The 12,416-nt window shown below is 38.0% G+C and carries 12 protein-coding genes, 3 tRNA genes and 1 pseudogene; 10 read left to right on the plus strand and 6 right to left on the minus strand.

What is annotated here, in order from left to right; translation table 11 throughout:
- Positions 1–4 precede the first annotated feature (4 nt).
- Positions 5–565, minus strand: coding sequence for a replication initiation negative regulator SeqA (seqA, locus tag AM305_RS03640; RefSeq protein ID WP_005823249.1), 561 nt, complete (start codon positions 563–565; stop codon positions 5–7).
- Positions 566–678: 113 nt separating this feature from the next.
- On the opposite strand from seqA, the gene AM305_RS03645 reads away from it, so the two are divergent.
- Positions 679–1,464 (plus strand): alpha/beta fold hydrolase, encoded by a 786-nt coding sequence (locus tag AM305_RS03645; protein WP_005823251.1) that lies wholly within the window; start codon positions 679–681, stop codon positions 1,462–1,464.
- 3 nt (positions 1,465–1,467) lie between these two features.
- Entirely contained in the window at positions 1,468–2,193 is a 726-nt protein-coding gene (gene cmoA, locus AM305_RS03650; RefSeq protein ID WP_005823253.1) for a carboxy-S-adenosyl-L-methionine synthase CmoA, read from the plus strand.
- A gap of 51 nt (positions 2,194–2,244) precedes the next feature.
- On the opposite strand, the gene AM305_RS03655 is transcribed toward cmoA, so the two are convergent.
- Both AM305_RS03655 and AM305_RS03660 read right to left on the minus strand, forming a co-directional pair.
- A complete protein-coding gene (locus AM305_RS03655; RefSeq protein WP_005823254.1) occupies positions 2,245–3,411 on the minus strand; it encodes an efflux RND transporter periplasmic adaptor subunit in 1,167 nt (388 codons plus the stop codon).
- A 93-nt stretch (positions 3,412–3,504) separates the two neighbouring features.
- The gene (locus tag AM305_RS03660) at positions 3,505–4,320 is read right to left on the minus strand and encodes a Cof-type HAD-IIB family hydrolase (RefSeq protein ID WP_005823255.1); all 816 of its coding nucleotides are present in this window, start codon (positions 4,318–4,320) and stop codon (positions 3,505–3,507) included.
- A 533-nt stretch (positions 4,321–4,853) separates the two neighbouring features.
- On the opposite strand from AM305_RS03660, the gene leuA reads away from it, so the two are divergent.
- The 3 genes and pseudogenes from leuA to AM305_RS11970 all read left to right on the plus strand — a co-directional run.
- Positions 4,854–6,404, plus strand: a complete 1,551-nt coding sequence (leuA, locus tag AM305_RS03670; protein WP_005823258.1) for a 2-isopropylmalate synthase — start codon at positions 4,854–4,856, stop codon at positions 6,402–6,404.
- Between the two features lie 100 nt (positions 6,405–6,504).
- A tRNA-Val gene (locus AM305_RS03675) sits at positions 6,505–6,581 on the plus strand.
- A 261-nt stretch (positions 6,582–6,842) separates the two neighbouring features.
- Positions 6,843–7,413: pseudogene (locus AM305_RS11970) on the plus strand (integrase arm-type DNA-binding domain-containing protein); the annotation flags it as partial.
- Between the two features lie 44 nt (positions 7,414–7,457).
- Here the strand turns inward: AM305_RS11970 and AM305_RS12420 are convergent.
- On the minus strand, positions 7,458–7,631 hold the full coding sequence (locus AM305_RS12420; RefSeq protein ID WP_005823263.1) for a hypothetical protein: 174 nt from the start codon (positions 7,629–7,631) through the stop codon (positions 7,458–7,460).
- A 505-nt stretch (positions 7,632–8,136) separates the two neighbouring features.
- Between AM305_RS12420 and AM305_RS03685 the strand changes: the two genes are divergently transcribed.
- The 4 genes from AM305_RS03685 to AM305_RS12425 all read left to right on the plus strand — a co-directional run bounded on the left by AM305_RS03685 (position 8,137) and on the right by AM305_RS12425 (position 10,836).
- Positions 8,137–9,258 carry a phage minor head protein gene (locus AM305_RS03685; protein WP_005823265.1) on the plus strand — a complete coding sequence of 374 codons (1,122 nt, stop codon included), beginning with the start codon at positions 8,137–8,139 and terminating at the stop codon, positions 9,256–9,258.
- A gap of 138 nt (positions 9,259–9,396) precedes the next feature.
- Positions 9,397–9,813, plus strand: coding sequence for a phage virion morphogenesis protein (locus tag AM305_RS03690; RefSeq protein ID WP_005823266.1), 417 nt, complete (start codon positions 9,397–9,399; stop codon positions 9,811–9,813).
- A gap of 251 nt (positions 9,814–10,064) precedes the next feature.
- The gene (locus AM305_RS03695; RefSeq protein WP_005823268.1) at positions 10,065–10,499 is read left to right on the plus strand and encodes a phage protease; all 435 of its coding nucleotides are present in this window, start codon (positions 10,065–10,067) and stop codon (positions 10,497–10,499) included.
- A gap of 157 nt (positions 10,500–10,656) precedes the next feature.
- A complete protein-coding gene (locus AM305_RS12425) occupies positions 10,657–10,836 on the plus strand; it encodes a nucleoside triphosphate pyrophosphohydrolase family protein (RefSeq protein ID WP_005823270.1) in 180 nt (59 codons plus the stop codon).
- Between the two features lie 103 nt (positions 10,837–10,939).
- Here the strand turns inward: AM305_RS12425 and AM305_RS03705 are convergent.
- Positions 10,940–11,013: transfer RNA gene (locus AM305_RS03705), tRNA-Cys, on the minus strand.
- 15 nt (positions 11,014–11,028) lie between these two features.
- Positions 11,029–11,104 (minus strand) — tRNA-Gly (locus AM305_RS03710).
- 211 nt (positions 11,105–11,315) lie between these two features.
- On the opposite strand from AM305_RS03710, the gene AM305_RS03715 reads away from it, so the two are divergent.
- Complete coding sequence (locus tag AM305_RS03715) at positions 11,316–12,362, plus strand: ABC transporter substrate-binding protein (RefSeq protein ID WP_005823271.1); 1,047 nt, start codon at positions 11,316–11,318, stop codon at positions 12,360–12,362.
- Positions 12,363–12,416 lie beyond the last annotated feature (54 nt).

The following is a 12,416-nucleotide window of genomic DNA, read 5'->3' on the forward strand; positions in this document are numbered from 1 at the left end:
CAAATTAAGAAAAGAATGTTTTTACTTGATCAATAACAGATGATGGCAAACCCATCACTTTCATTACATGAGTAATGATCAAACCTTTGCGTTGTGTATTGTTATTCGTTACAACCCAAAATGGTGAGTGAGGGATTTGTTTTGCTTTTACACTATTACCATGGCTTAATAATGCAGCTTCCTCTCTTGCAAAATATGTACGCTCATTCCCCGTTACGACTGTTGTCGCAGATGAGAAACCTTCTGGATGTGCTTTATATAACGCAGAAAGTAATGCTAAGAATCGAACAACATGCTTTGTTTCATTCACGAACGTTTCTGAAGCCAGAACCATTTCAACTTCATGTTTAGCCTTTTCAATCGGATCTTCTTTTTTATGCTTACCTTTTGGTTTCACTGATTCTTTTAATTCATCAATCGTATTTTGTTGAACCAAAACAAACGGTTGAGGCGATGACGGCAAACGTAATAAACGGCGTAAAATATCAGATGCACTTTCGCCAATTGATTGTGTTCGGCTCGCTATGTAATGATATAATTCCTCATCAACTTCAATGGTTTTCATCTTATCCTCTTAATTTTACTCGATTTTTACTGTTGAAAATAATTCTAGGCATTATAATACAAGTTAAAGATCTTTTTACAGATCAATTTGATCAACACATAAAAATTATTCTTATGGATTCAAACTTACTTTTAAACTATCAATTTCAACCGGCAACAGCTAATCCTCACGCCCAAACGATGGTCTTTCTACATGGTTTATTTGGCGATTTAAATAATTTAGGCATTATTGCTCGTGCATTTGCTGACCAATTTAACATTCTACGCGTTGATTTACGAAATCATGGTGCATCATTTCATCATGATGAAATGAACTACCGTTTAATGGCTGAAGACCTAAAATCTCTTTTAGCATCTCTTAACCTTTCTCAAGTTATTGTTATCGGTCATTCTATGGGAGGGAAAACCGCCATGACGCTTGCGCATATCGCCCCCGATTTAGTCGCAAAATTAGTAGTCATTGATATTGCACCAACCCAAAACCCTACTCATCGCCATAATAATAATTTTGCAGGGCTTTTTGCTATCAAAGCGGCTAAGCCGGCTACACGTCAAGAAGCTAAAAAAGTACTTGAACAATACGTACAAAATGAAGGCGAACAGCAATTTATGCTAAAAGCTTTTGATCCTCAAAAGCCAGATTATTTCCGCTTTAATCTCACAGCAATTAAACAAAATTATGAAAATCTGATGGGATGGCAAGATGTCTTTTTTGATAAACCCACTTTATTTATCAAAGGCGGATTATCCGATTATATTCAATCAAAAGACAGTGCTACCATTTTAGCGCAATTCCCTAAAGCAACCTCATTTGTGGTAGCGAATGCTCAACATTGGGTGCATGCGGAAAAGCCTGAAACTGTCGCTCGAGCCATTCAGAAATTTTTAGATAAGGAATAAAAAATGAATAAAGATACGATTTTCTCTGCCCCTATTGAAAAATTGGGCGATTTTACCTTTGATGAATCCGTGGCAGAGGTCTTCCCTGATATGATTCAACGATCAGTACCCGGCTACTCAAACATTATTACCGCTATTGGTATGCTTGCACAACGTTTCGTAACCGAAAACTCAAACATTTACGATCTTGGCTGCTCTCGTGGCGCAGGTATTCTCTCTATTCGCCGTAACATCAATAGCTCCAATACACGCATTATTGGTATTGATAACTCTCAACCGATGGTTGAACGCTGTAGAACGCATATCAACGCTTATCATTCAGAGGTCCCTGTAGAAATTCTTTGTGATGATATTCGCCATATTGAGATCAAAAATGCCTCTATGGTGGTGCTAAATTTCACACTACAATTTTTACCACGAGCAGATCGCCTTGCGTTATTGCAGAAAATCTACCAAGGATTAAACCCTCATGGCATTCTTGTGCTTTCTGAAAAGTTCACATTTGAAAATGAGACCATGAATGAATTACTCATCGATCTACATCATACTTTCAAGCGTGCGAATGGATACAGCGAATTAGAAGTCAGTCAAAAACGAACAGCATTAGAAAACGTAATGCTAACAGATAGTATTGAAACGCATAAAGAACGCTTAAAAGAGGCTGGATTCCAACAAGTTGAATTATGGTTCCAATGCTTTAATTTTGGTTCTATGATTGCGATTAAATAGCTCATGAAAATGGCTAACAAAACATGATTTTGTTAGCCATTTTGGAGTGAGTTAGAACATACGGCGGCGAGGCTCGCTACTCACTTTTTCGCTATCTGCTCGTTGAGTAACAACAACTTGCTCTCCTTCGTTTATACCAGAAATCACTTCTGTATATTGGCTGTCAGATAACCCGGTTTGGATTTCTTTTTCTTCCACTTGATTATTATTCAGCACTTGAATGGTTGTTTTATTACCTTTCTTTTTCAAAGTTGAAGTTGGTACAACTAAAACATTCTCTCGTTTTGCAATATTCACTTGCCCTTGTACAGTCATTCCGATTCGTAAACGATTATCTGCGTTATCAACTAATGCATTCGCGTAATAATAGATCGCTTCGGTATTTCCCGACTCTTCTGTGTAATTATTATCCGTCAATGTGGTTAAAGCCGGATCAACAGTATCGATCTTACTTTGATAAGTACGATCAGGCTCTGCGAGTGTTGTAAAGCGAATCTCTTGCCCCTCTTGTACCTGAGCAATATCGCCCTCTGAAATCTCCAGTTTTATCAACATCTTCGATAAATCTGCAACCTGCACAATTGTTGGCGATGTTTGATTAGAGTTTACCGTTTGCCCCACAGACACCGGAACCGAGACAATAATCCCATCCATTGGCGAGATAATCTGTGTGTAGTTCAAATTTGTTTTCGCATCATTAACCGATATTTGCGCAGTTTGAATTTGCGATTTCACTTCATCAACAGTTGCTTTTGCTGAAGCTAACGTATTTTTAGCCGTTTCAAGATCGCTTAATGAAGCGCTATCCGATTTATATAGTTTACTTAAACGAGTATAGTTAGATTGCGCAACTTCTAATGCTACTTGCGCTGATTTCAATTTAGCCTGATAAGATGCTAAACTCGCCTCTGCTGTACTCAAACTATTGCTTTGGTTACTCGCATCAATTTCTGCAATTAAATCGCCTTTTTTAACCGCTTGTCCAAGCTTAACATTCAAACTAATGATCTTACCCGAAACTTGTGCACCAACTTCCGTTCTTTGGCTTGCTCTAACTGAACCTGTGGCGAGTACATTTTTATCAATCGTTGTACGTTTTACCGGCTCTGTAATATAGTGAACTTGATTAGCGTCTTCCGTTTTATTGATATAAAAGTAGCCGCCAATACCAGCGCCTAAAGCTAAAATAAGAATAAGGGGTTTTAATTTCAGTTTCATTGTTTATACATCATCTTTAAATTAAGAATAAGCGGTTATATTTGACCGCTTATTTGCAAATTTGTTCATAACGAACGGAATATAACCGAAATGCTAAATAATCCCCATGATGGCACGCAAATAGCTCGCAACGGCTTCATGCTTATGATTCCCAATAATTTCATGCTGTGGGAGCAACGCTTTCAAGCGTGGATCGGCATTTCCCATAATACAGCCTTTTCCCGCTTGACTTAACATTTCAAAGTCGTTCATTCCGTCCCCGAAGACAATACAATCTTTTAAGCTATAACCTCGGCGTTGTGTTAATTCACTTAATGCATTCGCTTTAGAAACATTTTTATTCATCACTTCTAAACATTGTGGCGTAGAATAAACGACATAAACATCATTGCCATAGGTTTCACGAATTTTCTGCTCAAGCGGTTGCAAATCGGCTAAGGTTTTCCCGATAAAAAAGACTTTTTCTGTTTGCTTACCATGATGTTTGCTAAAATCCACAACCTGATAGCTAAATCCGGAATCTTTATGGTATTTTTTGAGCTGCTCTAAATCAATATTGATAAACCATTCATCGCCCTGATAACTATTCACACAAACTTTAGTTGGATCAAAAGGCAAATTCATCAACTCAAAAGCTAACGTTTCAGGTAAATAATGACTAATCACTCGCTCGCCTGACAAGAAATTGGCTCTCGCCCCATTAGAGGTCACTAACATCGCTTCTTTTACATCTACTTTACTAATGATATGTTTTACGTCCGGTAAATTTCTTCCCGTTGCAAAATAAATATCAACCCCTTTTTGAGATAATTTACTGAGCGTTTCTATCGTAAACTGACCAATTTTATGATCACCATTTAATAGTGTTCCATCTAAATCTGAAATAATCGCGCGAAAAGGTACATTCATCTGATTTTCTTCCCTAGTGAAAAATATTGTCGTAAGGCTACCAAATTTCATTTTTCTCCGCAAAGAAAATAGCCGATATTTATAACCAAAATCAAAACAGCACAAATTTCACGCAATTGAAAATAAAGCGTAAAAAACTTCTTTTTGACTAAATCGTTTTCTTTTCTCTGGCTGCAGAGCAAGTCATCAGCTTTTAAAACCACAAAATAAGAAATAAACAAAATATCCATCTAAAACAAAATAAATTTTGCACAAGTAAACGTTTGCGCAAAGTGAAAAATTCTATTGACATTACTCCATTTGAAGTTATGATAATGCCATTACCGAATAACAATGCAAACATAAACACACACACAACACAATGGAAAAACAACTTTCACTCCGATTATCTCTGTTATCGTATTTTTTATGCGAGGACTAAGGTTATCTGAAGAAAGTCTGTTCACTATCCAAACTTTAGCCCGCATATTTCTTGCGGGTTTTTTTATCCGTTAAAAAGAGGATAATAGAACTAATTCTATGAGGAACTGATTATGAACAAAAACAATATCATTATTTTCGATACCACGCTTCGTGATGGCGAACAAGCCCTTAAAGCGAGTTTAACCGTAAAAGAAAAACTACAAATTGCACTTGCGTTAGAACGCTTAGGTGTTGATGTGATGGAAGTGGGTTTCCCTGTTTCTTCTGCCGGTGATTTTGAATCGGTCAAAACCATTGCTCAAAATATTAAAAACAGCCGCGTTTGTGCTTTATCTCGTGCCGTTGATAAAGATATTGATGTTGCAGCTGAAGCATTAAAAGTTGCTGAAGCATTCCGTATTCATACTTTTATTGCAACCTCTGCCTTACACGTGGAAGCTAAGCTAAAACGTTCATTTGACGATGTGGTAGAAATGGCTATCCACGCTGTTAAACGTGCGAGAGGTTATACCGATGATGTGGAATTTTCTTGTGAAGATGCAGGTCGTACCGGTATTGATAATATCTGCCGTATTGTTGAAGCAGCGATTAAAGCAGGCGCAACCACGGTGAACATTCCGGACACTGTAGGTTATTGTTTACCAACTCAATATGGCGGCATTATTGCAGATGTAATGAACCGTGTACCGAATATCGATAAAGCGGTCATTTCGGTTCACTGTCATAATGATTTAGGTATGGCAACTGCAAACTCTCTTACCGCTGTATTAAATGGTGCACGACAAATTGAATGTACCATTAACGGCATTGGTGAACGTGCCGGTAATACCGCATTAGAAGAAGTGGTAATGGCAATTAAGACCCGCCAAGATATGTTCAACGGCTTAGATACTCGTATCAATACCCAGGAAATTCATCGTGTAAGCCAAATGGTCAGCCAACTTTGTAATATGCCAATTCAACCAAATAAAGCGATTGTGGGCGCTAATGCTTTTGCACATTCATCGGGTATTCACCAAGATGGTATGGTAAAAAATAAAAACACCTACGAGATTATGTCGCCTGAAACGATTGGTTTGAAGAAAGAGAAATTAAATCTAACCGCTCGCTCAGGACGTGCTGCGGTACGCAACCATATGGCTGAAATGGGCTACCAAGATAACGATTATGACTTAGACAAACTCTATACCGCTTTCTTAGAATTAGCGGATAAAAAAGGGCAAGTCTTTGACTACGACCTTGAAGCTCTCGCCTTCATTGATATGCAAGCCGGCGATGAAGATCGCTTAAAATTAGATGTGATTACTTCACAGACTATCAGCACCTTACCTGCTTCTGCCTTCGTTCAAGTTGAGCTTGATGGCGTGAAATTAAGTCAGGTATCAAATGGCGGTAATGGCCCGGTAGATGCCGTATTTAATAGTATCTTAAAAATTACCGGCTTAGACTTAAAAATGTCGCACTATAACCTAACCGCTAAGGGCGAAGGTGCTGAAGCATTAGGACAAGTAGATATTGTGGTGGAACACGAAGGTCGTAAATTCCACGGTGTTGGTTTAGCTACCGATATTGTTGAATCATCAGCTCGAGCATTGGTTCACGCCATTAACGCTATTTATCGTGCGCATAAAGTTGCACACCTAAAAGTAAAAAAAGCATAAGAAACGAACAATTAGTTAAATGATTGCTGTATTATTATACTAATATAACAATATGCCTCTTGCATATTTAATCTGTTAAACTATAATAAAAAACGTTAAAGCGACTATAGCTCAGTTGGTTAGAGCACCACCTTGACATGGTGGGGGTCACTGGTTCGAGTCCAGCTAGTCGCACCAATATTCCTTGCGTAACTTAACGCAACCTTTCGCAAAGCCCTTGATACACAACGTTTCAAGGGCTTTTTTGTGTCTTTTAGCTATCGTTTTCCACCGTCTTTTTTCGTATTTAACCGCAAATTTTAGGAACACGTTTAGGAACACGGGTTATAATAGTAAAAATTCCGTGTTCCTAAAAATCCTGAAAGCCTTGATAGATAAGGCTTACAGCATTTTTATTTTTCATGTTCATAAATAATTGTGTTCCTAAGGTCCTAAATTATGGCGAGAATTACCAAACCTTTAACTAATACAGAAGTAGAAAGAGCAAAACCTAAAGATAAGGATTACAGCCTTATGGACGGGCAAGGGCTATTTTTAAGAGTAAAATCCAATGGCTTAAAATCATGGCTATTTAATTACTATAAGCCTTACTCTACCCCTCCTAAACGAACAAATTTAGGCATTGGCACTTATCCAGATTTTGACACAAGCAAGAGGAATAAGAGATGAGTGGAGTGCTTTATTGGCTCAAGGAATCGATCCGCAGATTCATAGAAAAGAGCAAGAGCTTGCTCAACTGCAAAATTTATCAAATACCTTTTACAAGGTGACGGAAAATTGGCGGTTAAAATATCAAACTGAAGTAGAACCGCTAACAATGGAAAAGAATTGGTTAAGGTTAGAAAAGCATTTATTTCCTGTGCTAGGTCATTATCCTGTAACTAAAATCACTCCACCTATATTGATTGAGGCTGTTAAGCCCTTAAATGAAAAAGGCTTTAATGATACGTTGCATCGAATCATAAATTTAGCAAATCAAATTCTGAATTATACGGTAACTGTCGGGGTTAAAGTTTCTTGCTTTCGGGGATCAGCCTAGGTGCGTTAATTTGGTTATTTTATTTTTAAGTTTACATTGATGTTAAATAGGTCTTTTACTTTTCCATCTTCACTTGTCCATGTTACTTTCCCTGTTGCGATTGTACCTAAATCAATAGGTCCATTCTCTTGTTTTTCTAATTTAGCTTGAATAATTGGGCGTTGTACTTCTTGTCGTAATTTTAACATTCTCTCATTGTATCGTTTGTCTTCTTCGGTTAGTTGTGTTTTTCGTTGTTGAATAATGATTTCTATAACAGTAACGCATACAAAGATAAAAAAGATAATACCAGCCGTTACCCATCCTATTTTATTAAATAGTCGCAATGATATATAGAACGACCGCAGGAGAGATAATAATAAACCCAATTTTGATAAAAAATTTAATGTGGTCTAGTAGCATTAGATTTTCTCCTTAAAAATCATATTATCTTAATCTAAGGTATAACAACTTACCGCCAAAATTTCAAGGCTATTTTATTGCTTTTTTAAATTCTTCTATAAAGGTTCTCTCTGCCGTTTGTTCCGCTCGTGTTTTCGCCTAAGTCTACCCCAGCTTTGTTGATAGTCGGCATAGGGATAATCGCATAAAGAAACTAAGCCCGTAAGGGAAGTGAGTAGTCTATGTAACCTGTTAAACCGCAAGTGTAAATGACAGGTTGGTGATGAGCCATGGATTTTTAAGGTTTTGAAGATGGAAAAACCTGAATGTATATTAAAACCGTTTTCTGTTCCCTCCGCCAAATATCAGCTTAGTTACCTGATATACGTTAGCCGAGGTATTGATGGCACATTGCTTGCCGACCCGAAAACAGGCGAGCATTTTGGCACGCCTCGCCGCTTAAATACGATTTACCGTGTTAATATGCAGCAGGCTTATTCGGCAGCACGTTATCAGCGTTATATGGATAATGTGGATAATCGCCCTTATTGGCTTTATTCGGCGGTGGGCGATGCTCGCACTCGTCCGGCTCATCAAGCCTTAAATGGGCGTGTGTATCGTTATGATGATCCGTTTTGGGCAACGTTTTATCCGCCGAACGGCTTTAATTGTCGTTGTACGGTTATTGCTTTAGATGCCCGAACATTAAAACGCCGTGAGTTAGAGGTGGGCGACAGTAGAGAGTTTTTAGTAGAGATTGAACGTCCGAAGGATAAACTCGGCAATACGGAAAAAACCGTTGGCTTTAAATTACCTGATGGCTCTGTGCGAGTGACCGATAAAGGGTTTGATTATAATGTGGGGCGTTTAACCTATCGCCCTAACTTAGATTTGTATCCCGAAAAGGTTGCTCATCAATTTGCGAAGGCGGAAATGAGAGGGGGGGAATTTAAACAAGACTATGTTAAATTTGAGAAGCAATTTTATGACGCTAAGAAAGCATTAGGAATTGAAGGTAAAATTAACGATACTAAAATCTTACATCATATTGAAGGCGTTATTTCCCAAAATTTTAAATTTGCAGCCGGTGTTATTCCTAAGTCAGATGCTAATTTGATGGAGCTAAATACTCGCACAGTATGGTTTTCAGATGAGAGTTTAGTGAAACAGATTAACAGTCGTGAGGGTCAAGACTTTGGGATAGATGATTATGCTTTTTTACCGGATTTATATTTTGATGCGGAGCATATTTTTAGACTAAAATCTAGCGACAACATTTATAAACTCTATCACTTCAAAAAAATTGACGGTGAGTGGTTTATGTCAGTTACGAAGCATCTTATTTCTGAAAATGAATTATTTATGGAATCGTTTAGACGAGCAAACTCGAAAGAAATTCAAAAAATGATGAAGGATAATGAGGTAATTAAATAAAGCCACTAGGCAGGGCTCGAAATCACCTGCACACAGTCCCGAGTCTATTTCACCTCTTCGCTTGCGATCGTCGAGATTCATCGCTTTTCTAGTGGCTAGTAAGAATATAAGCCCTTTTAGTTACGAAATCAATAAAATATGATTGAAATTGAATTAAATAATGCTGAGCGGATTGCCGGTATATTGCAAAAACTATCACAAGCCACTAAAAAGCGCGCACCGTTAATGCGTCGTATTGCAGGTGCAATGGAAGCGGGTGTGTTGCAAAATTTTGAGGTTGGTGGTCGCCCTCCTTGGCAAGGCTTAAAATACCGTGATGGTAATCCTTTGGTGGATACTGAAAATTTAATGAACAGTATCACGAGTGAGTACGATAACGATCAAGCAATGGTCGGTACAAACGAGCCTTATGCTGCTATTCATCAATTTGGTGGTAAGGCTGGACGAAATAAAAAAGTGGATATTCCTGCCCGCCCTTTCCTTCTTTTAACCCCCGAGGAGGAAGATGATATTTTGGAGGATATTCAAGATTATTTTCAAAAAATCATTGATTAAGCATAAAAATCTAAAATAACGCCCTAGAAACACGCTAAGGGCGTTTTATTTTAAGTTGGTGTCATTTTCCGATTGCGATTTTTTAAAATGATTTAAAGCGGTTTTAAAGCGTTTTAAAATGGGTTATGCTATTTATCCTTTCTTGTTTTTCATTTTTATTCCTTTATCTCCCCTGTTGAAGCCACTCGGCTATTTCACCCCCTCTCAATCTCTTATGCTGTAATCCTCAAGAAGAACTTTGAGGACGCTCAATGAAATTAACTCCAATTGCTTGCAGTTTTGAAATTGCTTTAGATGAAGTAAATGGTCGTATCCATCTTACTCCCTATGGGCGTTTCTACCCTGCAGACGGACGAGATGAGCAAGGAGGATGGTATGTAGATGACTCCAATGGCTATTTGCTGGCAGATGAGCTTAATGCTCGCAAAGTTGATGCAATGATTGATTATGAGCATAAGACTTTACGAGCACAAGAATTTGCAGAGCCTAATCCTGCTGCGGGCTGGGTTAAGAAAGCTGGCGAGGCAGAGGCGGCAACAATTCGAGTAAAAGGCGAGGCATTGAAAGAAAATCGACAGTTAGTGGAGCTTACCGCCGCAGAAAAATGGAATGGTGTACTACCAACCACAATAACACCAAAGTGCTTTGCCGTTTGTGAAGGTTCAATTATATGTCTCAATATATGATCATAGGAATAAATACAATGTTTGTTTTAGGTATTGCAGTTGCTTTTGCTGCCTAAGCGTTCTTACGTCAATATAAATTGATTGAACGCAACAAAAGTGAATAATTAACAAAATCAGACCGCTCTTTATGGGCGGTTTTATTTTATGGAGAAACCAAATGAAACAACTTATCCAACAAATCGAACAATGGACGGAAGACAGCAACCTAATTAAAGGTTCAACGTCCCATATTGTTACTTATGGTCACGATTGTGACTACCAAACTTGGAAAAGTCTAAGAGAATGGAGCCACAAACACACCTCCAAAACACCTGCTAAAAATTTTAGATGTAACTAAATTTTATAAGAGTTAATTAGAGTTCGATTTTATACAAACGGTTTGAAAATACTAGATTTTTTAGACTTATTTAGATTTACTTAGAGTTAATTAGATGACTTAATGGAGGCGTGTCCCGGAGTCGAACCGAGCTACATGGATTTGCAATCCAGTGCATAACCGCTTTGCTAACACGCCATTGAAAAGATAAAATGGAGCGGGAAACGAGGCTTGAACTCGCGACCCCGACCTTGGCAAGGTCGTGCTCTACCAACTGAGCTATTCCCGCATTTGGAGCGTTGCGCTAAACAACGAGGTGCATTTTACGGATTTTAGCCCTGCTGTCAAACGGAAAAATGATTTTTTTTGCTAACCGCCTAAAAAAAATTCATTTTGACTATTTAAATATCATTCCAAGCAGAATAACGTTTATTCTTGACAGATATTATCGATATGATACATTCCCTCCACTTTCTTTCAAAAAAACATAAGGAAATCATATGCAAAAACAACTTAAAAAAGTGCTCTGGGGGCTCAGCGTAGCAACACCTTTATTGCTGTCAAATCCAGCATTAGCAGAAGGTCGTTTAAATATTTATTGCACCGTACAGAACGAAGTGTGTGAAGACGTTGCTCAACGTTTTGCAAAGAAATATGATGTCGAGACTTCTTTTATTCATGCCAGCACAGGAACGATTTTAGGTAAACTCAAAGCTGAAAAAGATAATCCTCAAGCAGATGTTTGGTATGGTGGCACGATTGAACCTCATTTCCAAGCCGCAGATCTCGGCCTTCTTGAACCATTTCGTCCAGCAAATCAAGCAAATATCCTTCCTCAATTTAAAAACCTAACCGCTTCTAAAAAAGGAGAATATACCTCCATTATTTACATGCTCGTTCTTGGCATGGGTATCAATACAGAAAAATTAAAAACATTGGGGTTAGAAATGCCAAAAACTTGGGATGATTTACTTAACTCTAAACTTCAAGGCGAGATCCAAATCCCCGATCCTCGTTCTTCCGGCACAACATTTACTGTTATGGCGACCCTTATTTCACTTTGGGGAGAAGAAAAAGCCTTTGAATACTTAAAAAAATTAGACGCTAACATTTCTCAATATCCCAAAAGCAATCTTGTAACCTCCAACTTAGTGAGAGGCGAAATTGCAGAGAGCATCGGCTTTATTCATGCCTATGCCACAGAAAAAGAAAAAGGAAACCCGATTGAATATGTTCTTCCTGAAGGAAAAGTTGGCTATGCGCTTGGTGGTTCAAGTATCGTCAAAAATGCACGCAATTTAGAAAATGCAAAATTATTTGCTGATTTTGTTTTAACAAAAGAAATTCAAGAGCTAACTTGGCGTGATCATGGTTTATACCAAATGCCGACCGTCATCAATGCGGAGGCCTCTTCAAAATTGCCAAAACCTGAAACACTTAACCTTGTAGAATATGATTTTGAAAAATTTGGCTCAAGTGAAGAAGGTAAACGCCTCATAAACAAATGGGTTGAAGAGGTCAAACTTGCTGATAAATTAACAAAATAGACAAGAACCTTCACGCAAGCGGTTAAATTTTTGCTAGAATTCGCAATATTTTTG

The organism is Actinobacillus minor NM305, from assembly GCF_000175195.1.
GTDB classification, from domain to species: Bacteria; Pseudomonadota; Gammaproteobacteria; order Enterobacterales; family Pasteurellaceae; genus Haemophilus_A; species Haemophilus_A minor.

Coding starts and splice junctions, on each gene's coding strand:
- seqA (WP_005823249.1), bottom strand. CDS start 565: ATGAAAACCATTGAAGTTGATGAGGAATTATATCATTACATAGCGAGC.
- AM305_RS03645 (WP_005823251.1), top strand. CDS start 679: ATGGATTCAAACTTACTTTTAAACTATCAATTTCAACCGGCAACAGCT.
- cmoA (WP_005823253.1), top strand. CDS start 1,468: ATGAATAAAGATACGATTTTCTCTGCCCCTATTGAAAAATTGGGCGAT.
- AM305_RS03655 (WP_005823254.1), bottom strand. CDS start 3,411: ATGAAACTGAAATTAAAACCCCTTATTCTTATTTTAGCTTTAGGCGCT.
- AM305_RS03660 (WP_005823255.1), bottom strand. CDS start 4,320: ATGAATGTACCTTTTCGCGCGATTATTTCAGATTTAGATGGAACACTA.
- leuA (WP_005823258.1), top strand. CDS start 4,854: ATGAACAAAAACAATATCATTATTTTCGATACCACGCTTCGTGATGGC.
- AM305_RS12420 (WP_005823263.1), bottom strand. CDS start 7,631: ATGTTAAAATTACGACAAGAAGTACAACGCCCAATTATTCAAGCTAAA.
- AM305_RS03685 (WP_005823265.1), top strand. CDS start 8,137: ATGGAAAAACCTGAATGTATATTAAAACCGTTTTCTGTTCCCTCCGCC.
- AM305_RS03690 (WP_005823266.1), top strand. CDS start 9,397: ATGATTGAAATTGAATTAAATAATGCTGAGCGGATTGCCGGTATATTG.
- AM305_RS03695 (WP_005823268.1), top strand. CDS start 10,065: ATGAAATTAACTCCAATTGCTTGCAGTTTTGAAATTGCTTTAGATGAA.
- AM305_RS12425 (WP_005823270.1), top strand. CDS start 10,657: ATGAAACAACTTATCCAACAAATCGAACAATGGACGGAAGACAGCAAC.
- AM305_RS03715 (WP_005823271.1), top strand. CDS start 11,316: ATGCAAAAACAACTTAAAAAAGTGCTCTGGGGGCTCAGCGTAGCAACA.